A 22,081-nucleotide genomic window follows, 5' to 3' on the forward strand; every position below is an offset into this window, starting at 1 on the left:
GCAGGTAGGCGGCCGTGACCGGTGCTGTGACTTAGCTGAACTTGCCGCTGATGTAATCGCCGGTCATCTGTTCACGCGGGTTGTCGAAGATCTGCGCCGTCGGCCCCATCTCGACCAGATAGCCCGTGCGCGTGCCCTGGGAAATATCCACCGAGAAAAACGCTGTGGTGTCAGCAACACGGATGGCTTGCTGCATGTTGTGAGTGACCAGTGCGATGGTGTAGTCCTTCTTCAACTCGACCATCAATTCTTCGACGCGTCGGGTGGCGATCGGGTCCAGTGCCGAACAAGGCTCATCCAGCAGCAGGACTTCCGGCTCGGTGGCGATTGCCCGGGCGATACACAGACGTTGTTGCTGGCCACCGGAGAGCGACAGGCCGCTGACCTTGAGCTTGTCCTTGACTTCGTCCCACAGCGCGGCGCCTTGCAGCGCATGCTTGACACGGTCGCCGATATCGCCCTTGTAGCGATTGAGGCGAAGACCAAACGCGACGTTGTCGAAGATGCTCATCGAGAACGGGTTAGGCTGTTGAAACACCATGCCGATGTAGCGGCGCACGACCACCGGGTCGACACCCTTGCCGTAGACGTCCTGCCCGAGGAAATGCACATGGCCCTCGAAACGAAAGCCCTTCACCAGATCGTTCATCCGGTTGAGACTGCGCAGCACGGTGCTTTTGCCGCAGCCCGAGGGACCGATGAATCCGGTGATCTTGTTTTTCTCGATGGGCACGTGGCTGTCACGTACTGCCATGAAGTTGCCGTAGAAAATCTTGTCCAGTTTGCAGTCCATGACTACAGGCGCCTGGGTGACAAACGGAGCGGCTATTTGCGCAGTGGATACGTTCAAAATCAGATGCTCCCGTTCTTAATACTTGGGCTTGCCGAAAATCCGGCTGATGATGTTCACGAACAGCACGATCATCACCAGCACCAACGAGGCCGCCCATGCGAGCTCGAGCTGGTTATCGAAAGGCATGCCGGAGAAGTTGTAGATCAGCACCGCCAGCGAGGCAGTCGGATTCATGACATCGAGATTGCCCTGGTGGTAGATCCAGTAGTTGCTGAACAGCGCGGTAAATAACAGCGGTGCCGTCTCGCCTGCGGCACGCGCCACGGCGAGCATCACGCCAGTCAGGATCGCCGGCATGCCGGTCGGCAAGATGATTTTCCAGATGACCTGCGAGCGAGTGCAGCCCATGCCATAAGCAGCATCTTTCATGATCTTGGGCACCATCCGCATCGATTCTTCTGCGGTCAGCACCACGATAGGCAGCATCAGGACGGCGAGCGCCACGCCACCTGCCGGTGCCGAATACGTGCCAGTCGTCATTACAACCAAAGCGTAGGCAAATACACCTGCCAGGATTGATGGCAGGCCCGTAAGCATCTTGGCGGCAAAACGCGCGGCGTTCCCCAGCTTGCTATCCGGCCCCAGTTCAGCCAGAAAAATGGCCGCCATGATCCCGACCGGCACCGCGATCGCTGCCGCGATACCGACCATCACGAAAGTACCCGCCATCGCATTGCCGAAACCGCCACCCATCTCGAAGCCGGTCGGCGGCAGTTCAGTGAAGACTTCCAGGTTCAGACGCGCGCCACCACGAGTGATCAGCATGTAGAGCACGGAAATCAGCGGCACGCTGGCCAGCAAAGCACCTGCCCAGACCAGGGTGGTCAGGATCAGGCTGCGCAGCGCGCGGCCTTCGAACCTGCGTTGCAAACTCGGCATCGCACCGGTTGGCGCCGTCAGGTCTGTTGCTGCGGTCAGATCAGTCATCCCTTGTTACCCCGTTGGGCGTACATCATGATCATCGAGCCGAAAATGTTCACGATCAGCGTAATCAACATCAGCACGAGCGCGGCATACATCAACACCTCGATCTCGTTCGGTCCGGCTTCGGGGAAGTTCAGCGCCAGCAGAGCGGCAAGCGTGTTGGCCGGTGCAAACAACGAGAGGGAAATGTTGTTGGCATTGCCGACCAGCATGGCCAGCGCCATCGTTTCACCCAGCGCGCGCCCCAGGCCCAGCACCAGAGAGCCGAAAATGCCGGTGGCAGCCGAAGGCACCATCACCTTGAGAATCGCTTCCCAATGGGTTGTGCCCATGCCGTACGCGGCCTGTTTGGTTTTCATCGGCACAGCCGTAAGCGCGTCCTGCGACACGGCGGCAATGGTCGGCAGAATCATGATGGCGAGCACCAGAGCTGCGGGCAGCAGGCCCGGACCGCTCAGGGACGTGCCGAAAAAGGGTATCCAGCCCAGCTCGCTGTTCAGCCAGGTCGTCAGCGGCCGAATCGCCGGAATCACCACATAGATCCCCCACAGGCCATAGACCACGCTGGGGATGGCCGCGAGCAATTCGACGATGGTGCGAAACAGCGCAGCGAGCTTGGTTGGCAGGAAATCCTGGGTCAGGAAAATCGCCATGCTCACGCCAAAGACACCGGCGATCAGCAACGCGATGAAGGCGCTGTAAAGCGTGCCCCAGATGGCCGGCAGGATGCCGTATTTGCCCTGGTTGACGTCCCACACACTGCCCAGAAGCACATCGAAGCCGTGCTTCTCCATACCGGGAAGTGCCTTGCGTCCGACTTCGAACACCAGTGCAAATACCAGCGCCAGAATGAGTACCACACCGATGCGTGCGAGCGCGCGGAAGGTGCGATCAACCAGGAAATCCTTCGTCGAAGGTGGCTGGCAGGCAGAGTCGGGATTAACCGGTACGACAAAAGGTTTGTTCATGGGCTAAGTCCGGAACAGGGGGAAAACTCTCCCGGCGTGGCGCAGACGCACACGCCGAGAGAGACCTCACGGCGTTACTGAATGTTGGCGGACGCTTTGCGAACCTGTTCGACGACCGATTGCGGCAACGGGATGTAACCCATCGAATCGGCAATCTTCTGCCCCTCGGTCAGGCTGTATTCGACCATTTCACGCATGGCTTTGGCCTTGGCCGGGTTGCCATTGTCCTTGCGGAAAATCATCCAGGTATAAGAGGTGATCGGATAGGACTTGGCACCGTCCGGATCAGGCAGCCAGGCCACCAGGTTTTCCGGCATCTTCACCGCCGCCAGGGCCTCGGCACCGCTTTCGGCATTTGGTACTACGTAATTGCCAGCCTTGTTCTGCAACTGGGCAAAGTCGACCTTGGCCAGCTTCGCGAAGCCATATTCGATGTAACCAATCGCACCTGGGGTCTGGCGCACGGTAGCGGTTACGCCATCGTTTTTCGGCGATTTGATGAACTTGTCACTGGCCGGCCAGTTGACGGTGTTGCCCTCACCCAACGCCTGCTTGAACTCGGCGTTGACGGTTGCCAGGTGCTTGGTGAATACCGCGGTAGTACCGCTGGAATCTGCACGCACGACAACCGTGATCGGCGTATCGGACAGTTTCAGATCAGGGTTGGCAGCGACGATTTGCGGATCGTTCCAGCGCGTGATCTTGCCCAGGAAAATGTTGGAATAGACGTCGCGTGGCAGCTTCAGGCCCTTGGGATTGCCCGGCAGGTTATAGGCCAGCACGATTTCCCCGGCGGTCATTGGCAGCAACTGCACGCCTTCGGCGACCTTGGCGATATCTTCGTCTTTCATTGCCGAGTCACTGGCAGCGAAATCCACGGTTTTGTTCAAGAAGTCCTGTACGCCCGCGCCACTGCCCTTGGATTGGTAATCGACAGTGACGCCATCGGATTTCTTGCTGAAATCCTTGAACCAGGTCAGGTAGATCGGCGCCGGGAAACTTGCTCCGGACCCCGTCAGGCGAACATTTTCTGCTGCAAATGAGGCCGAGGTGGCACAAAGAGATACCGCAATGGCGAGCGCAGCAGACTTCATCAAACTTTTCATTAAATGACACCTAGTGATTACGGGCTCCCGAACTCTGCAGCAGTTTTGTGACGATTTCATGAAAGCAAAGTGGCAAGCGTTACCCTCATGGTCCGCAGCAGCGCCTATGGATGTAATCGGCCTCCGGGTTTCGAAAAATCGAATCTTCCTGTGCCGGGCTTGTCACTACCCCCTGATCCCGAGCAGTCACGTGCCAGGTTCACATTGCAAAAACGCTACTTTTCCCCAGCCTTTATGGCCCTCAACCGGAAATGGCGTTAGCATTTCACTCATTCGGCTGAACAAGCCTGTTTATTCAGATCAGGGTCGCATTGTGGAAAAGCTAAAACGCCTTCAAAGCGGGATCGAAGGGCTCGACGCGCTGCTTCAGGGGGGCTTTGTCGCCGGCGCTTCATACATCATTCAAGGGCGCCCGGGCTCCGGCAAGACCATCCTTGCCAACCAGCTAGGGTTTCACCATGCCCGCAACGGCGGCCGTGTGCTGGTCGCCACGTTGCTGGCCGAGTCCCACGACCGCCTGTTCCAGTTCCTGTCGACCATGAGTTTTTTCGACGCTTCGCGAGTCGGCGCGGAAATTCAGTTTGTCAGCGCATTCGATACGCTGGAAAACGAAGGCCTCGATGAAGTCGTGAAGCTGCTGCGACGTGAAATCACTCGGCAGAAGGCGACCGTCATGGTCGTTGACGGCCTGCTCAATGCACGCTCCAAAGCCGACTCGCCGATCGACACGAAAAAATTCATTTCCGAACTGCAAGGCCATGCCGCATTTGCCGGTTGCACCGTGCTGTTCCTGACCAGCTCGCGCCTGGACGACGGCAGCCCCGAGCACACGATGGTCGACGGCGTCATCGAAATGGGCGAAGAACTTTTCGGTACCCGTTCGGTGCGCCGCATTCATTTGCGCAAGACTCGCGGCAGCGGCGCGTTGACCGGTCTTCACGAGTGCGAGATCACCGATAACGGCCTGGTCGTCTACCCGCGCCTCGAAAGTCTCTACAAGCGCCCTTCCGCCCCTGACAGCGCGGACATGACGCGCATTCCAAGCGGCATTGCTTCACTGGATGACATCCTCGGGGGTGGCTTGCACAGCTCCAGCGTGACGCTGGTCATGGGGCCTTCCGGGATCGGCAAGACCACGCTGGGTCTGAAGTTCATCGCGCAGTCGACGGCCGAATCGCCGGGCCTGCACTTCGGCTTCTATGAAAGCCCGCAGCGGCTGCGGCTCAAAGGCCGTTCGCTGGGCATTGATATCGAACACATGGAACACAGCGGTGCGCTGAGCATTGCCTGGCAGCCAACTACCGAAGGCTTGCTGGACGGCCTCGGCGCACGCCTGCTGAGCCTGGTCGATGAAAAAGGCATCAAGCGCCTGTTCATCGATAGCCTCAGCGGCATGACTCGGGTTTCAACCACTCCGGAACGCATCACCGACTTTTTCAGCGCGCTGATGAATGAGCTGCGCTCCAGAGGCGTTACGGTGTTCGCCTCATGGGAAATGCGCGATTTGTTCGGATCCGAGGTCAGCGCACCGAACTCCGACCTGTCCAGTATTGTCGACAACCTGATGCTCATGCGTTTCTTTGAGAATCACGCTGAACTTCACAGGACGCTTTCCATTCTCAAGATACGTGATAGCTCCTACAACCCGTCGCGGTTCGAGGTGGTTATCCGTGATCAAGATGTGTTCCTGGAAAAGGCTTTGAAAAATGAACCTTCAGTCACAGCTGAGTCATTGCCTGGTTCAATTTCGTAAGTCTGCAAGCGGGTTGAAATAACATGACCACCATCCTGGTAGTCGACGACGAGTATCTGATTGCTGACATTCTTGGCTTTGCGCTTGAGGATGAGGGCTTCATGACTGTGACCGCGAGCAATGGCAAGAAGGCTCTCGAAGTGCTGGAAAGAGAACGTCCAGCCTTGGTCATCACTGACTTCATGATGCCGGTCATGGACGGCCTCGAATTCGCCGAAGCCGTGCGTGCCCAGCCGTCCGTCAAACACTTGCCGATCATTCTCATGAGTGGCGCGCAAGCGCACATCGGCATGCAGCGTTCGGATCTGTTTGATGTGGTGGTGCCCAAGCCGTTTGATATTGCGGTGATTGTGGCTGAGGTGAAGAGGCTGTTGGGCTCATAGATACTCGACGACAAAGGCAATTTCGGCATTGGCATCGCCCGCTCGCATTTGCGCATTTGAAGGCTCGATGCGCACGAAGCGGGCTTGCAAGGAAATATATGCATTGCCGCCTTGCGATGTGGGCGCTTTCATTATGTAGTTCTGATTCAGTTTGAGTGTCGACTTGTCACTGAAGCGCATCTGCAATGCCAGACCTTTGGCAGTGGAATTACTGTTCAGATTTACCATGCCAGTACCAGCGTCCCACACAGGGCTGCCCGCAGTGGGTGAGAAGGAAAATCGGAAGTTGTTAATTCCTGTGGGACAGTTTTTCATATTGAGAGAAAAGTATTGCTCCTTGGCAGATGCGCCGTTCTCGGGGAAATCGCTCAAGTTATAGCTGCCCATATCGACTTTCACATCGGGTGTTTCGCAAGACTGTGAGACTACCCGCGTGCCGCTGGTATTCATTGCCAAAGGCTCGATTTCAGCAGCGACAAACGTCCCCAGTTGGCCTGAAGGTATCGTCGCACTGCCGGAAATAGTGCCCGTCTTTACAAAACGCAAGATGTGCTCCGAACCATTCCAACCCCAACCGCCAGCAGTGTCGGTAGTTCCTGGAAAGCCCTTCCACGCTTTCCCCGATGGCGGTCGGACCCATTGCCAGCCGATTCCGGTATTCCCAATAGGAAAAATCTCCACGCCCGGCTGAGTAACGCCGACATTATTGCGCACACCTTCATTGTGCACTGCAGAGCACCTGAACGAACTGGGAATGGAACCCAGCGTCACGATCGGACTTTCATAGATAACCGTGCCATTCGGCGCGTCACGTGGTACCGAGAGAGTGGCCGGCAGTATAACCCGCATATTGCCCATGGAATTGTCCGGATAAAATTCGCATACCGCCGCCATTGCGTTTGACGACAGCATATACAAGAGCCCGACAATTAATACACGGCACAACTTCATAACACTCTCTCTGACTCTATCTAGCGTGTAAACAACTGAATGGCTGACGTAGCCACACCTATTTAATTGGCAGCAAAATCACCACGACCGGAACGAGAAGATAATAAAAAAAGAACACTTGAGCAAAAATTTATTTATTCAATAACAAGACAATTCTCATAGATTTATAACCAGCCAGTCAGACCTGAAAAATCTACAAACAGACACGCTATTTAGCATCACACTTACTCAGCGCAAATAACTAAAGCCAATTTAAGACTCGTCTTAAATGCACAGTGGAACTCGGCCAGTACCCTGACTGTTCTTGATAGGAGAACAGATTCCGTGAGAGCCCTCGATACCCTCAATAGCGCAAAACCCCACAGCAACGCCGCCCTCTACTGCCTGACGATTCTGGCACTGGCGCTGATCGCCATGACTGTCGTCGCCGGTTATGAGCTCAACAATCTCTTTCCACTGAAGGCCGTGGTGCAACAGCAGGAGATCCAGCTCAAGCAGCGCTCCGATACCATCCAGTCAATGACCGCTGAACTCAAGCGTCTGGCGGAACAAAAGCAGGCCCTGGAAACCGACCTGCTTACCGCGAAGGAACAGGCGAAGGCCGCCGAGGCGGCAAAGACCGAACTCGAAAACACTCAACGCGCAGCACAAACCAGCGCGGCGTTAGAGGATGAAGACTCACTCTGCGCGATCATCGAGCAAAATATCCGACTCGTAGCGGACCAACTCAGTCGCGACGACTTCTTTCGTCTGCGTGATGAGCGCGAAGCTGAAGCCGAAGCCGTGCTTGAAAGCTATGAAAAACAACTCGCCACCTGCATTGAACAACTGACGGCACACACCGAATCGCCAACACAGAGTTGAGTCAGCACTCGTTGCGCGCTGCGCTTGATCGCGGATCAAAAAAGCCCTGGCAATCAGGGCTTCCCGTTAACGTCTTAAAGCTTGAATTCCTTGGTCAATTTATTCAGCGATGCCGCCAGTTGCGACAGCTCCGCCGATGCAACTGCCGTCTGTTTCGACCCCTCTGCGGTTTCACATGACAGGTCACGAATGCTGATCAGGCTGCGGTCGACTTCCCGCGCAACCTGAGCCTGCTCCTCGGCAGCGGTTGCCATCAGCAGGTTTCGCTCGTTGATGAGATTCAGCGAGCCAGTGATGTCGGTCAGCACTTCGCCGGCGATATTGGCCATTTCGAGCGTTCTCTCGGCCTGAGCGCGGGTGTGGCTCATGGAGGAAACTGCGCGGCTGGTGCCTGACTGAATGGAGCTGACCATGGACTCGATGTCCTCGGTCGACTTCTGAGTACGCTGCGCCAGCCCTCTCACCTCATCGGCAACCACGGCAAAACCGCGACCCGCCTCCCCCGCCCGCGCTGCTTCGATCGCTGCGTTCAAGGCAAGCAGATTGGTTTGTTCGGCAACCTCTCGGATAACGTCCAGCACGCTGCTGATATCGCTCGCCATGGTCGATAGCGCCTGCACCTCAGCCGAGGTGCTGTGCACGCTGGACACCATCAGGTTGATTGCGGCTACCGTGTCGCTGACCTGGCTTCGACCGGCGACGGCTGCGGCACTTGATTCCGACGTCAACTGCGAGGTCGATGCGGCGTTGTCTGCAACCTGCTCCACCGCTGCACTCATTTCAGTGACGGCGGTGGCGGCCATTTCGATTTCATGGCTCTGACGTTGAGTGATACGCGAGATATCTTCAGTGACGCCGTGCATGACCTCCGAGGTCTCGGCCAACTGCGTGGACGAATCACGGATCATGATCAAGGCATCTCGCAGGCTGGTTTGCATCGCCGCCAATGACGACAGCATTTGCGCCGCCTCATCGGAGCCATCCAGCGCAATGGTTTCGCTCAGATCATTGGCGGCGATGCATTCCGCTACCCTCAGCGAGCCTGCAATCGGCACGGTCAGACTGCGGGTATACAACACGGCAAGGGCCAACGAAGCACCGATCGCGATGAGAATGAACACACTGACGATCAACAGCGTGTGCTCATAGACATTGTCGGCCTGCTTGCCCGCCTCATAAGCTTCTATTTCGTTGAGTGCAATCAGCTTCTTGAGCGCGACTTGTACGCCATCCGAGGCAGCACGCATCTGATTCTTTGACAACGCAATGGCCGCTTCAAGCTGCCCGTTCGCCACGGTTTGAAGGTATTGCTCCTGAGCCAGATCGTTGACCTTCTGTGCTTTGGCAAACTCCTCGAACGCCTCGCGCCCAGCGTCAGTGGCCAGCAGATCAATGAGCGCTTGCTGATGTTTTTTGATCAGCTGACGCGACTGCTGAATGTCCATCAGGGCTTGCGCCTTGCGCTCAGGGGTTTCGATGGGATTGCGCAAGCGAGCGTTGTTGCCCTTGATTTCGACGAACTCTCGATCGAGTTGGCCGAGCAGCTTGATACTCGGCACGATCGTCGTCTCGACGTACGTTTCTGCCTTGTTGAGCAAGTCGACTTGCTGCAGAGCGATCAATCCGATCGCGATAATCATGAGACAGAACAAGCCGAAACACAGCGCCGAACGAGGCGCGAGATTGAGTTTACGAAGCAGCATGATGCCTTACCTTAGAGTGTATTCAAGACAATGGGGCAAACGAGTGGGCGGCACAGCAGGCGCTGGGCAATAGCACCTCAGCGTCTACGTGGATCATCGCGGGAAGGTGCAGCAGCTAGCGGTTTGCGCACGAAGAGAGTGTGGAGTCGGTCGAGGCCGGCTCCGCAAGTTCCTTGAGCGCCGGGTCGGCCAGCATCAGAAAATCTGCCAGGCGCGGCAGATTGATTTTCGAGACCAGGCGCATCCAGCGTTGCGGATGCGGGTTGAAGAAGGTCTTCGACCACTGGTGATCATCGTTGGGATTGAAAATCAGCAGATGACGAATCAGCGGGTTTTCCCCGAAAAAGTCGAGCGGATCCATCGCCATTTCGCTGAGCAACTCAGCATTGACGACGACCAGGCTCAACCGTTGAGGGCAGTAATACGTCAGTATTTTCAGGTCACGATAAGTGCAAACGTTCAAGACGCTGAGACAGCCCAGCTTGTTGAACTGCTGTTCGATTGACAGACCTCTGCGCACATCGCTATCGGCGATCAGGATCCGCAAGGATCGACTGCGGTTATTTTCAAGAAACATCGGACACCTTTGGCAGCTCCATTCTTCCTTTCAAGAAAATAACCAAGGGCCAACCTGCCTGATATGAGACTTGTCTCAAAAATGAACGCAGGGATAGATGATAAAAAGCCACACCTTGACGACAGCCCAAGCGATCGGCGCATGGTCTGGCTCAGAAAGTGTTGAAGGAGGGATTTTGCAACGCAGGGGAGTGGCGACAAGCCAGAAGCGCGGGACGGTTCTGTGCGAACCAGACAATTCTCATTATTAACGCCCCTTTTTGTCAGTAACCTTGAAACAAGGGGCGCAGACTCATTCTTTCCAAGCCATCAAGGCAGCGTCATCGTCACTACGTAATTACCGCTCGTTATCTGGTGACCCTTGTTGTCCGTGAGCAGCAAGCGCTGGTCGTAATAATCGTCCTGCTCATGAGTATCGGCAATCACCTTCACAAACACCTGCTGGCGCGACTCACCTCGCCCTGCCGCACTGACGTTGTTCACGGTAAAAATCTGCCCGGTGCTTGCCTGGGGGCAATCAAGCAACTCGACAGAAGAATGGCTGGCGCCACTGGCGATGCAACTTGCCTCGACAATTCGACCGCTGAAGCGAATCACTCCGCTGACCGGCGCAGACTGGGCTGCGCTGACGGTGTCAAAACCGAGCAGGCAAAGGCAGGCAATCAATAAAGGACGTCGAATGATCATCGCGAAACTCCATGGTTATTACCAAGGTATCGCCCGCTGCAAAATGATCTTTAACGTCAGCTTTAATGCAAGGCCAGTCGGATGGTCATGAGCCGATACGTTTACAGCTCGATCCGTTTGATTTTCTTGATCAGATCAGCCTGTGCATGCTCCAGCTTCAATGCACTGCGATTGAGGTCCAGCGGATCGATAACAGGCGCCTCGCACTCGGCTTCAAGCTCGTTACACGCCTCAATGACCTGATGCTCGGCAACAATGCGCGCCGCCCCCTTGATGCGGTGCGCCAGGTCAGCCAACAGCCCGGGATCGCTTTCGGGTATTAGCGAATGCAACTCCTCCAGATCCTTTTCGCAACTCGACAGCGCCTCGCGCAGAAGTTCTTTCATCATGTCGAGATCGCCTCCGGTGAGCTCGTCAAGACGCTCGCGAATCGAACCCAGCTCCTTGATAGTCGCCGCAGGCGGGCTTTCAAATGGCTGGGTTTCAACATTTTTTTCCCAGCCTGCAAGCATGATCGACAAGGTGCCGAGACTGATCGGTTTGAACAGACAATCATCCATCCCGGCCTCCCGGCATTTCACTTTTTCTTCCGGCTGCGCGTTGGCCGTGAAGCCCAGTACGATGCACGGCGATCCACCACTTTCGCGTTCGTCCTGGCGAATGGTGCGGGCCAGCTCATAGCCGTTCATGACCGGCATGTTGCAGTCCGTGATCACAATGTCAAACGGCTCCGAGCGCCACAGCGCCAATGCCTGGGCACCGTCGGCGGCATCACGCACCGCCTGGCCAAGGAAACTCAGCTGCTGCGTCAACAGCAGGCGGTTGGCGCTCTGGTCATCGACTACGAGAATCCTGAGTGTCGGTACCGGTTTGTCCTGAACAACCGAAACAGGCAGCACTTTGCCGCCAAGCGGGCTGAGAATATTGAAGAACAGCGACACTTCCAGGCAGGTGCCTTTGCCAAGCGTACTGGTAATGTTCAGCCGCCCGCCCATCAATTCGCACAATGAACGGGAGATCGCCAGTCCCAGACCGGTGCCGCCTCTGCTGGAGGGGCCATGATTGGCTTGGGAAAACGGCTGGAACAGATTCTGCAGATCGGCGCTGGAAATGCCGATGCCGGTGTCCTCGACCTTGAGGTCGACCTGTAAGCGTTCGTCAGCGAGACGTTGGCCGCGAATCGAGACGGTGACATGACCGGTGTCGGTAAACTTGATCGCGTTGCCCACCAGGTTCGAGAGCACCTGCTGGAAGCGCATCGGATCAACCAATACGTCACAGCCGACAGTGGCGTCGATGTCGAGCTTAAGCACCAGACTCTTCTGCCTGGCCAAGCCGTCGAACACCCGCGCCACGGATTCGACCAATTCGCGCAGGTTGGCACGTTTCGGCGAAAGGCTGACATGGCCCGATTCGATGCGTACCACATCGAGGATATCGCCGATCAGTTCCAGCAGACCTTTTGCCGAGTCGTATGCCACTTCAATCGCCGGCCGATCGAAGTGACCTTGCTCGGCACGCTTGAGGGTAAGTTCGAGCATGCCGATCACGGCGCTCATCGGCGTACGGATTTCGTGGCTCATGGTCGCCAGGAACGTGGTTTTGGCGCGGCTCGACTCGTCAGCCAGCTCTTTCGCCGAACGCAACTCCTCGATCAGTTCACGGCGTTCGCTGATATCGATCCAGCCGCAGATCACGCCTCTGACTTCACCCGCCGTGTCGTGATACGGCTGGATCCAGTGGTAAATGATCAGCCGCGTATCACCCACATGCAGCGTGCGATCCACCTCGTAAGGTTCGTCCTGCTCGATGACGCGCAGGTAGTCGTCGTGAAATTGCAACGCCTCCTGACGATTGCGCTTGCCGCTTTCGAGCACGGTCTTGCCGATCACGTCCTTTTCTGACAGGCCAAATGTTTGCAGATAATTATTATTGCAGGTCACCAGCCGACCTTCCCGGTCACGTACGTAAATGGGATGCGGCGTGCCGTTGATCAGCGCCCCCATGAACTTCAGCTGATCGCCGAGCAAGCGCTCTGCACGACTGCGTTCGCGAATCTGCCGACGGATGTAGAAATTCCACGCCAGCGATCCCAGGATAATCAGGAACGCGCCAGCGCTGATCTGGTAGATCAGCGCCTTGTAATCGCGCCACGACAACCCCGAAAACGCTGCAATGGGACGCCACCTGTTGAGGATTACGTCCAGCTCATCCGGCGGAATGCTCAGCAGCGCCTTGTTCAGAATGCTGACCAGTTCGGTATCGGCACGCCGCGCGGCGAAAGCGAGGAAGCCTTTGTTCATGCCGACGATGTTGGAGATACGCAAGCTGTCGCTGTAGATGTGGGCGATGTAGTAGCGCGCACTGTGCAACGTGGTAATCATCGCGTCCGCTCGACCGTCCTTCACGTCAGCCAAGGCGCCCAGAACTGTTTCGTTATCAACGATCTCGATGTCGGGGTAGTCCTTGAGCAGCTCACGCTCAGCCGAACTTTCGGGCACTGCGACGCGCTTGCCGCGCAGCTCCTGCAGGCTTGAAGGCGCGCCTGCGTCCTTGGTGGTGACGATCACAAAGGGGCTGGCAAGGAACGGATGAGTGAAACGCATGCCGACTTCCCGCGAGACCGTTGGTGTCAGCAGAGAAATATCCGCGCTGCCATCCAGCAGACGCGTGCTCAGACTGGAAAAGCTGTCGGTGCGCTCGACATTGATCTGCAAGCCGGTACGCCGCTGGATGAGCTCGAGCAGATCAGCGCCGATCCCGCCAAAGTTGCCGTCACCATCAAAGAATGCAAACGGTGCCTGATCGTCATTGATCACGAACCGCGCGACCGGATGCAGCTCAAGCCAACGTGCTTCGCCGGGTGTCAGGTCAATGCGTTTGGGCGTCAGCGCCCCGCCGCCGCCCGACCAGCGCTTGGTAATTTCGGCAATCTTCGCATCACCCAGCGACTCGAGGGTCGAATCGATCAGACGCAGCAATTGGTCGTTGCCCCGGCGCAAGGCAAAGCTGAAACCGCTGGTTTGGGTTTTGACGAAAGAGTGCAGCCGCACATAGTTGAAGTAGTTGAGGTTGATCAGGTAATTGCTCGACACCGTATCGCCGAGAAACAGGTCGACCTTGCCAAAAGCCAGCGCAGCCAGTGCCAACTCGTTCGATGGAAAAAGCACGAATTCGGCGTTGGGGTATAACGCGTGTAATTGACTGGAAGGCAGGTAATCGTCGGCAACCGCAATACGCAAACCGGCCAGATTGGCCGGCATCGGGCGCCGATCATCACCGCGCATGAACATTGCCGGCACGTCTTCGACATAAGGCTTACTGAGCGTGACGAGGCCGTCGATCAACTCGAAACTGTTGGAACTGCCCAGCATGTCGATGTCGCCACGCTCGAGCGCCGCCATGGCGTCGCGACGGTCGGGATAAGCCTTGACGGTAACTTCGACATGCAAGGCCTGACCGATAATGCAGGCGATGTCGGCGGCTATTCCCTCGTACCGCGTACCGCTGGCGGTCATGACATAAGGCGGGAAATCCGGAAGCGCCGAGCCCAGCACCAGACTGCGCTTCTGCCGCAGCCAACTCCAGTCTTCATTGGCCAGATCGATCTGTAGCTCCTTGCAGTCAGACCGACCGAACACCTGCAGAGTGCGCGGCTCTGCTGCCCACAACGACCCGCTACCGAACATGACAAGCACACTGACTAGCAAAACACCGCGCAACAGATGAAACATAAGCGAGTTATCCCTGGTTGTCCGCCGTCAGGCTGTGCTGCAACTTGAACAGCTCCGCATCACCACGAATGCCAAGCTTTTTGAAAGCGGCCTGTTTTTGCCCGCTGATGGTTTTGCGACTGCGCGAGAACTTCAAAGCGATCTGCGTCACTCCCATCCCCTCGAGGCAGCAGCGCAATACTTCTTTTTCTTTCGGTGACAGCAGAGGATTACTGAGGAAGTCGTCGCCGTGCGCCGCGCCATCATCATTGGCACCAACAGGTTCGTCGACCGACGCAGGCAGCACATCGAGTTCGAAGGCCATTTCCGGCGAAAGATACAACTGGCCGGACGCAGCACTGCGGATGGCGGTGATCAGGTCATCGACCGACTGCGACTTGCCGAAGAATCCGCTGACGCCCGCCCCGATCGCCATATTCACTACCGCCGGGCGCTCTTCGGAAGATGAGACAAGGATGCGCATGCCCGGATATTGCTTGCGCAGCAGGCGGATCAGATTGAGCCCGTCCAGCTCCCCATCGTGCAGTTTGTAATCGAGTATCAGCAGGTCGATGTCGATTTCGCGCAATCCGGTGAGCAACTGCGCGCTGCTGCCATACACACCTACGACACTGAACTCGGCTTCGCGCGTCAGCCGCGACTTCATCGCCAGACGTATGAGCGAGTGATCATCAAGGATGGCAACGCGTAACGGATTCACGACTGACCAATGCATGAACAGCTCCATGATGAAGAGTGTTGGAGGACCATCAGCACTTGGCAACCGCAGCAAATCCCGGGCATCACCGAAGCATTCAGGTGCATCTGATTGATTTCTCGGCACATGATGAGTGTTTTGAAGGCGTGGCGAAATAGGGCTTTGTCCCAAAAGTCAGAATGCCGCTTGCATCAACGATCGGATGTGCCTATTGCGCGGCGCCAGGACGACTTCTGGCCTTCGAAACGCCAGTCGACCAAATGCGCCCAATTCATCGGGCGAGCATAGAAGAAGCCCTGCCCCCACTGACAACCAAGCCGCGCCAGATGCTGAACCTGATCTGCGGTTTCAATACCTTCTGCCACCACGCGCATGTCCAATTCCCGCGCCAAGGCCAACGCCCCGTGGATGACCGCGCTGTAGCGCGCCTGATGGAAATTCTGCACGAAGCCGGCGTCGAGTTTGATTTCGTTGAACGGCATCTGGCACAGCCGCTCAAGTGAAGAATAGCCGACACCGAAATCATCGATTGCCAGACTGAAGCCGAGCATGCGCAGACGCACCATGTTTTCCATGCTGATCTCGGGCATCTGCAGCAGGCCGGTTTCCGTGAGCTCGAAAATGAGCCCAGCTGGCGAGGCGCCATGGATGCGCAACAGCGCCTTGATCCGGTCGACAAGATTCGGATTGGCCATCTGCGTCACGTCGAGATTGAACGCCAGCTTGAACGGCTTGCCGTGAGACTGGACGAAGCGCTGCAGACTCAAGCCTTGCGTGAGCAGGCTGAAAAACATCTCATCGAGCAGCCCGCAGCGCTCGATCGTCGGCAAGAACATGCCCGGCGAAAGCAATCCACGACTGGGGCTCTGCCATCGCACCAGCACCTCGGCGCCATCCACTTCACCACTGCGCAGATGAAATTTGGGCTGGAAGTAGGCGCGAAACTCCTGCCGACGAATGGCTTCGAGTACCTCACCCTCTGTGGGCTGATCAAGCTGACTTTCTGCCACTTTGGCATCGATCTGATTGTGCGGCCGGTAGCGAGCCAACAACGGCGCCAGCACATCGACCATCAACGGTTTTCCGACACTGCCAAGCAACTCAAGCCCCTGCAACGTGACGATTCGATCAACCGTGCGCAACAAGTCTTCAGGCAGTGAACTGCAGATGATCACTGCACGAATCAAACCGGCCTCTCTCGCCAGGCGCAAGAACGTCAAACCATCCATCCCGGCCATGCTCAAGTCACACAATGCAACGTCCACGCCTCCAGCCTGGGATATCACAGCCAGCGCATCCTTGCCGTCAGCCGCCTGAAAGATATTTTTGTACCCCAGACTATTAAGCGCACTGACTGCCGCCGTGCGCTGAAAGGCGTGATCTTCCAAGACCAATATACGAAGCGTGTTCACAAACCTGGAACCTCTTTCTATCAGTCGTTAATAGCGAAAGTCTGAATAATCTTTCAAGCAGGACGCCCGCTCACAAACTTTGCGTTGACTGAGAATTTCTGCATCCGCGAATACTAGCCAGACAAAGACCGCACGACTTTGAGAATTGTCTCATTTGGTTCGCTGCACCATTACCGCAAATATGAATACGCCACTGCCATATTACTGACTGGCTCGCACATTTATCGCTTTAAGACAAATCCCAAAGACCCGCCACCACCGCACACCTAATATGGCCTGGCATTTCAATGCAGCACTTCACAATAACTTCGGATATAAACATGAAAAAGTTCGCTTTCGCAGTACTCACTCTTTCCGTACTGGCTGCCTCCACTGGTGCAGTGGCTGAAGAAGAAGCCGCTAAAGCTGTCAAGGGCGGCAGCGGTCAAATCAGCTTCACCGGCGTTATCAACAACGACGCCTGCTCGGTAGACGGCGCTTCGGGTAACGACAAGATGATTGCCGTGGACATGGGCAGCGTGTCGATCAAAGACATGGGCACCGACTCTGCTCCGGGCGCCGGTCGTGTGGCCGCCAACGATTTCAACCTGAAAGTGAACTGCAACGCTGGCACCAAGGTTTCGATGCTGTTCAAACCAACCGTAAACGGCGGTTCGGGCCTGGTTGATGGCAAAAAAGTTCTCAAGCTGCAAGGTACCGATGCGGCCAAAGGCGTAGGTATCGCGCTGCTGGACAGCAATGGCCAATTGATCGACCTGAGCTCCGAAGCCACCGCCAAAGTGCAGACCAGCCTGACTGGCGACGGCACCACTGGCGGCGACGGCACCCTGTCGTTCGCAGCCGCTTACGTCACCACCGGCGACAAGACCGCTGCTACTGCAGGTACCGGTAACGCCACTCTGCCGTTCGTTCTCGAATACGAATAAGCAACGCGCAATACCCGGACGGGGCCGCTGTGCCTCGTCCTTCCCCGGCCATTAATCGGTGAAAACTATGTTAAGTCGCTATTTTCCGCTTTGCCTGGGGCTTGCCGGGGTGTTGATGACGCACTCGGCATTCGCCAGCATCTCTCTGAGCTCCACCCGGATCATCTTCGATGGCGCGCACAAAGAGGCGAACGTCACGGTGCGCAACGGCGGGCAAACCATCCTCGCACAATCGTGGCTCGATGCCGGCGACACGGCTGGCAGCGCACCGCCTTTCGCTGTTACTCCACCACTGGCCAAACTTGAGCCCAATCAACAGCAATTACTGAGGATTCTTTATGAAGGCCGCGGCATGCCTGCGGACAAGGAGTCGGTGGTATGGCTGAACGTGCAGGAAATCCCCCAGGCCAGTGCTGCCGATGTCAACACGCTGCAATTGGCGGTACGTCAGCGTATCAAGGTCTTCTTCCGCCCGGACGGACTCACCGGTGATGCCGCAAAGGCACCGGAGCAACTTGCATGGCAATTGGTCACTCAGGCTGGCAAGTCGGTGCTGAAAGTAAAAAACCAAAGCAACTACCACGTGTCGCTGGCGGATCTGAAAGTCGTTGCAGGGAAAAAAGCGGAATTGGTAATTGATTCGACAATGATCGTTCCAGGGGAAGTTCGCTCATTCAATCTGAAAGATCTGCCAGCTGGTACTTCGCATTTGAGTTTTTCAGCAATTAACGATTACGGCGCACAACAACGATTCGATGCACCACTAAGCGTTGCCGAAAGCCATGCCGAGCGCGTGAAAGATGCCTCCGCCCAGTAATTCCCCCACCCCACCCTGCCAACTTACAAGCTATTCACAAGTTCCGGACTCCGGTTGAAGCAACACGGACTGATAAGGCAAATTGCATGTTTCCCTCCCAACACCACACATCTGAAAGTTGTGTTAAGCATCATGTTGCGCGCCAGAAAAACAAAGCGGCGTTGGGCTGCCTGCATCCATTGTGCTTTGCTATCAACATGGCCATTTGCGGCTTCGCCGTGGGCGCCGAAGCCCCGGCCGCAGTGGCGAGTGAATCTTTCAATACGCTGTTCCTTGAAGGTTCATCGGCGGTCGATCTGCAACCGTTGCTGAATGCCAACAGCGTCTTGCCAGGCCAATACCGCGTCGACGTGTTCAGCAATGGCACGCTGGTCGGGCGTCGCGATATCGATTTCGCGGCCAACCCGGTCAACGGCAAAGTCGAGCCACGCATCACTCTGGAACTGTTGCAGCAGCTGGGTGTGGACATGCGCAAACTTCGTGAGCAGGGTCTGGTTGACGAGCAACACCCTGCCGATCACTACGACCTGCCTGCAATGATCGAGCAAGCCAGTCTCAGCTTCGATGCCAACCGCCTGCGCCTCAATATCAGCGTGCCGCAGGTCGCCATGGCGCGTGGCATGCGCGGCTATGTAGATCCAGAGCTTTGGGACCAAGGTGTGGCCGCCGGTTTCATCAACTACCAGCTGAGCAGCACCCGCAGCAAAACCGATTACACCACGCAAATCTCCAATAACCTGGGGCTGCGCAACGGCATCAACTTTGGCGCCTGGCGTCTGCGCAACGAGTCCAATCTGAGCAGCTCCACCGGCCGGCCCAATCGTTTTGTCAGCAACCGCACGTTCATCCAGCGCGACCTCACGGCGATCAAGGGGCAACTGAGCGCGGGTGAAATCTTTTCCGATTCGGATCTGTTCGACAGCGTGCGCTATCAAGGCGTCAAGGTGGCCTCTGATGAGGGCATGCGCGCAGACAGCGAGCGCGGCTATGCGCCGATCATACGTGGCGTTGCTGAAACCAACGCCACGATCGAGGTCCGCCAGGATAACTACATTCTCTACACCACCAACGTGCCGCCGGGTCCGTTCGAGATCAGTGACATCTATCCATCGGGCTCCAACGGCGATCTGGAGATCACCATTGTTGAAGCGGATGGACGGCGCAAGGTCACCCGACAGGCATTCTCCGCCCTGCCGACGATGGTGCGTGAGGGACAGTTGAAGTACAGCCTGTCGAGCGGCAAATTCAATAACAACAGCGAGGGCTATGACAAGCCCGCCTTCCTCAGCGGCACGTTCGCCTACGGCTTGACCAGCAACCTGACAGGCATTGCCGGCCTTCAGGCCAGCAATGGTTTCAAGGCGATTTCAGTCGGTGCGGCGAAGAACACCTCGATTGGCGCAATGTCCCTGGACGTGACGCAATCGTCCAGCAAGGCATTCGGCAAAACCACCCAGGGCAGCAGCATACGCGCGCTCTATGCAAAGACCTTCACCGGCACCGATACCAGCTTCACCCTCGCCGCTTATCGTTATTCGACCGAGGGTTACCGCACGCTGACCGACCATGTCCAGGACACCAGCTCCGGGGCCACCCGGCGCCTGGGTAATTCCAAAACCCGCACCGACCTCACGGTCAACCAGACTTTGGGCGAAGCACGCCAGTTCGGCTCGCTGTACCTGAACGCCAGTGACCAGCGCTATTGGGATCGCGGTGGCTCGCGGAGCTTTTCCGCCGGCTACAACAACAATTGGCGCGACCTGAACTACAACATCAGCCTGAGCAAAACCCAGGAGTTCGGCGCGCGCGGTGACACCAGCAACGACACACAACTGAGCGTCTCGATTTCGTTTCCGCTCGGTTCGACACCCCGCGCACCGCGCGCCTACATTTCCAGTAACCATCAGAACACCGGTACCAGCACCCAAGCCGGGATCAACGGTTATCTGACCGAGGACAGCGACACCTACTATTCCGTGCAGACCGGGCGCAGTGTCCAAGGCGATCGATCTGGCTCGCTGAGCCTGAGTACCCGCACATCGATGGGCGACCTGAGCCTGGGTTACAACCGAGGCAACGGTTATGAATCACAGAACCTGAGTGCCGCCGGATCGCTGGTGGCCCATGCAGGCGGCATCAATATGGGCCAGACCGTCGGTGAAACGTTCGGTCTGGTGGAAGTGCCCGGCATGTCGGGCGTCGAAGTCAGCAGCTATTCGGGTGTGAAAACCGGCCTGAACGGCTATGCGGTTCTGCCTAACGCGCAACCGTACCGCGTGAACTGGGTAACGCTGGACACGCGTAACCTGGGCGGTGAGATCGAGCTGGACAATGCCACCCAGCAACTGGTGCCAAGACGAGGTTCGATAGTTCTTGCACGCTTCGAAGGCAGCAAAGGCAGACGCGTCCAGTTTGAACTGTACGATGCCAACGGCCAGCCGATTCCATTCGGCGCGGTGCTGTTGGATAGCGACGGCAAACAACTGGCATTGTCAGATCCGACGGGCAAGGCCCTGGCGCTGGTGACCAAAGATCACGGTGTCATCACCATCAAGTGGCAGGGCAAAAGCTGCCCCGTGCCGTACAAGCTGCCGGAAAAGGTCGAAGGCTTGAACTATGAGCAATACCGGTTGGCCTGCTCTTCGAGCGCGAAGTAGACCGACCGCGAGCTTGTCACTCTACGCCCCCTCAACCAAAACTCAGCCCTGATGATTCAGGGCTTTTTAATGCGCAGTTTGAGCATCGCGTTGATCAATACGCTGCCCCCAGAGCTGAACGTCAGGAGACCTTCCACGGATGCTCACGCCACTTGTTCTGAAAAAACTCGATGAATACTCGTATCCGTGGACTCAAATGCTTGCGATCCGAATAAAGCAGGTAGATCGGCTCGACCACACCCGTTTTGAAATCCTCAAGCAACGGCACTAGCGTTCCCGCTTTTACATCAAGCCCGATATGAAAGTCCGCAAGCTTCACCACGCCAGCGCCTGACAGCGCCATGTCGCGCAACAGATCGCCTTGAGTAAACGACGCGCTGGCGGTCACCGGTACCGAGACGCCGTCTCCATCCTGCAAAAATGACCATTTGTTCCACGGGCTGACGAAGCTGAAATTGAAGCAACGATGATTCAGCAAATCTGCGGGTGTGGTTGGTGTGCCGTGTTCAGCCAGGTACTGCGGCGAGGCACAGATCAGCCATTCACATTCGCCGATGCGTCTGGCAATGCGTGATGAGCTGGGCAATACGCCGCTGTGGATGGCGATATCGAGCCCTTGCTCGAAGTGATCGACGAATTGCGCGCCGAGTTGGATCTCAACGTCCAGTGAGGGATACAAATCCAGAAATTCCGGTAGCCACGGCACGATCTGGTGTTTGGCGAAAGAGGTCATGGTGTGGATGCGCAGGGTGCCACTGACCCTGGAGGGCAACGCCTCGGCCAGCGAGTCCGCCTCGTTCATGGCTTCAACGACGGCTTTGGCGCTGCGCAGGTAAGCGGCGCCCTCCTCGGTCAGCGTCAGCACGCGTGAGCCGCGCTGGAACAGCCGGACCTGCAAGCGATCTTCCAGGCGGGTGATCAGTTTGCTGACCGCTGATGGCGTCAGGTGATGGGCGCGCGCGGCAGCAGAAAAACTTCCACATTCGGTAGACCATATAAAAGCGAGCAGCTGCGAATAATTGTCCATGGCCGGTCCTGGCGAAAAGCTTGAAGGCATGTTGTCTCAACGC

At 56.8% G+C, this 22,081-nt stretch carries 18 protein-coding genes; 6 read left to right on the forward strand and 12 right to left on the reverse strand.

Annotated elements, in window-relative coordinates; genetic code table 11:
• Nucleotides 1-31 precede the first annotated feature (31 nt).
• The 4 genes from pstB to pstS form a co-directional block, all read right to left on the reverse strand.
• Entirely contained in the window at nt 32-793 is a 762-nt protein-coding gene (gene pstB / locus AB4N48_RS11460) for a phosphate ABC transporter ATP-binding protein PstB (RefSeq protein WP_016774591.1), read from the reverse strand.
• 75 nt (nt 794-868) lie between these two features.
• Nucleotides 869-1,780 (reverse strand): phosphate ABC transporter permease PstA, encoded by a 912-nt coding sequence (gene pstA / locus AB4N48_RS11465; RefSeq protein ID WP_016774590.1) that lies wholly within the window; start codon nt 1,778-1,780, stop codon nt 869-871.
• Nucleotides 1,777-2,745 carry a phosphate ABC transporter permease subunit PstC gene (gene pstC / locus AB4N48_RS11470; protein ID WP_095179884.1) on the reverse strand — a complete coding sequence of 323 codons (969 nt, stop codon included), beginning with the start codon at nt 2,743-2,745 and terminating at the stop codon, nt 1,777-1,779. Before pstC ends, pstA begins: the two co-directional genes overlap by 4 nt.
• Nucleotides 2,746-2,819: 74 nt before the next feature.
• Nucleotides 2,820-3,851: a phosphate ABC transporter substrate-binding protein PstS gene (gene pstS, locus AB4N48_RS11475; RefSeq protein WP_051600442.1), complete on the reverse strand. Its 1,032-nt coding sequence runs from the start codon at nt 3,849-3,851 to the stop codon at nt 2,820-2,822.
• Nucleotides 3,852-4,164: 313 nt separating this feature from the next.
• Here pstS and AB4N48_RS11480 point away from each other — a divergent pair, with 313 nt between their 5' ends.
• Both AB4N48_RS11480 and AB4N48_RS11485 read left to right on the forward strand, forming a co-directional pair.
• Complete coding sequence (locus AB4N48_RS11480; protein ID WP_130899380.1) at nt 4,165-5,604, forward strand: ATPase domain-containing protein; 1,440 nt, start codon at nt 4,165-4,167, stop codon at nt 5,602-5,604.
• A 23-nt stretch (nt 5,605-5,627) separates the two neighbouring features.
• On the forward strand, nt 5,628-5,987 hold the full coding sequence (locus AB4N48_RS11485; RefSeq protein WP_016774585.1) for a response regulator: 360 nt from the start codon (nt 5,628-5,630) through the stop codon (nt 5,985-5,987).
• Here AB4N48_RS11485 and AB4N48_RS11490 read toward each other — a convergent pair.
• Nucleotides 5,982-6,938, reverse strand: a complete 957-nt coding sequence (locus AB4N48_RS11490; protein WP_150635413.1) for a fimbrial protein — start codon at nt 6,936-6,938, stop codon at nt 5,982-5,984. The two genes, AB4N48_RS11485 and AB4N48_RS11490, sit on opposite strands and share 6 nt — an antisense overlap.
• A gap of 324 nt (nt 6,939-7,262) precedes the next feature.
• Between AB4N48_RS11490 and AB4N48_RS11495 the strand changes: the two genes are divergently transcribed.
• On the forward strand, nt 7,263-7,802 hold the full coding sequence (locus AB4N48_RS11495) for a hypothetical protein (protein WP_095179878.1): 540 nt from the start codon (nt 7,263-7,265) through the stop codon (nt 7,800-7,802).
• 74 nt (nt 7,803-7,876) lie between these two features.
• Here the strand turns inward: AB4N48_RS11495 and AB4N48_RS11500 are convergent, their stop codons facing one another.
• From AB4N48_RS11500 to AB4N48_RS11525, 6 genes are all read right to left on the reverse strand, one after another.
• A complete protein-coding gene (locus AB4N48_RS11500) occupies nt 7,877-9,505 on the reverse strand; it encodes a methyl-accepting chemotaxis protein (RefSeq protein WP_095179876.1) in 1,629 nt (542 codons plus the stop codon).
• A 115-nt stretch (nt 9,506-9,620) separates the two neighbouring features.
• Nucleotides 9,621-10,082 carry a hypothetical protein gene (locus tag AB4N48_RS11505; protein ID WP_056785680.1) on the reverse strand — a complete coding sequence of 154 codons (462 nt, stop codon included), beginning with the start codon at nt 10,080-10,082 and terminating at the stop codon, nt 9,621-9,623.
• Between the two features lie 308 nt (nt 10,083-10,390).
• Nucleotides 10,391-10,768: a type 1 fimbrial protein gene (locus AB4N48_RS11510; protein WP_016774580.1), complete on the reverse strand. Its 378-nt coding sequence runs from the start codon at nt 10,766-10,768 to the stop codon at nt 10,391-10,393.
• A gap of 101 nt (nt 10,769-10,869) precedes the next feature.
• A complete protein-coding gene (locus AB4N48_RS11515) occupies nt 10,870-14,457 on the reverse strand; it encodes a transporter substrate-binding domain-containing protein (protein ID WP_460095454.1) in 3,588 nt (1,195 codons plus the stop codon).
• A 52-nt stretch (nt 14,458-14,509) separates the two neighbouring features.
• Complete coding sequence (locus AB4N48_RS11520; protein WP_460095560.1) at nt 14,510-15,217, reverse strand: response regulator; 708 nt, start codon at nt 15,215-15,217, stop codon at nt 14,510-14,512.
• Nucleotides 15,218-15,390: 173 nt separating this feature from the next.
• Nucleotides 15,391-16,611, reverse strand: coding sequence for an EAL domain-containing response regulator (locus tag AB4N48_RS11525; protein WP_095179872.1), 1,221 nt, complete (start codon nt 16,609-16,611; stop codon nt 15,391-15,393).
• A 320-nt stretch (nt 16,612-16,931) separates the two neighbouring features.
• Between AB4N48_RS11525 and AB4N48_RS11530 the strand changes: the two genes are divergently transcribed.
• The 3 genes from AB4N48_RS11530 (at nt 16,932) to AB4N48_RS11540 (ending at nt 21,011) form a co-directional block, all read left to right on the forward strand.
• Nucleotides 16,932-17,537: a fimbrial protein gene (locus AB4N48_RS11530; protein ID WP_083352866.1), complete on the forward strand. Its 606-nt coding sequence runs from the start codon at nt 16,932-16,934 to the stop codon at nt 17,535-17,537.
• A gap of 67 nt (nt 17,538-17,604) precedes the next feature.
• Complete coding sequence (locus AB4N48_RS11535) at nt 17,605-18,354, forward strand: fimbrial biogenesis chaperone (protein WP_041478776.1); 750 nt, start codon at nt 17,605-17,607, stop codon at nt 18,352-18,354.
• Between the two features lie 197 nt (nt 18,355-18,551).
• Complete coding sequence (locus AB4N48_RS11540; protein WP_305383019.1) at nt 18,552-21,011, forward strand: fimbria/pilus outer membrane usher protein; 2,460 nt, start codon at nt 18,552-18,554, stop codon at nt 21,009-21,011.
• A 121-nt stretch (nt 21,012-21,132) separates the two neighbouring features.
• On the opposite strand, the gene AB4N48_RS11545 is transcribed toward AB4N48_RS11540, so the two are convergent.
• A complete protein-coding gene (locus AB4N48_RS11545; protein WP_016774575.1) occupies nt 21,133-22,038 on the reverse strand; it encodes a LysR family transcriptional regulator in 906 nt (301 codons plus the stop codon).
• Nucleotides 22,039-22,081: the final 43 nt, after the last annotated feature.

This window comes from Pseudomonas sp. S2_C11 (assembly GCF_054668395.1).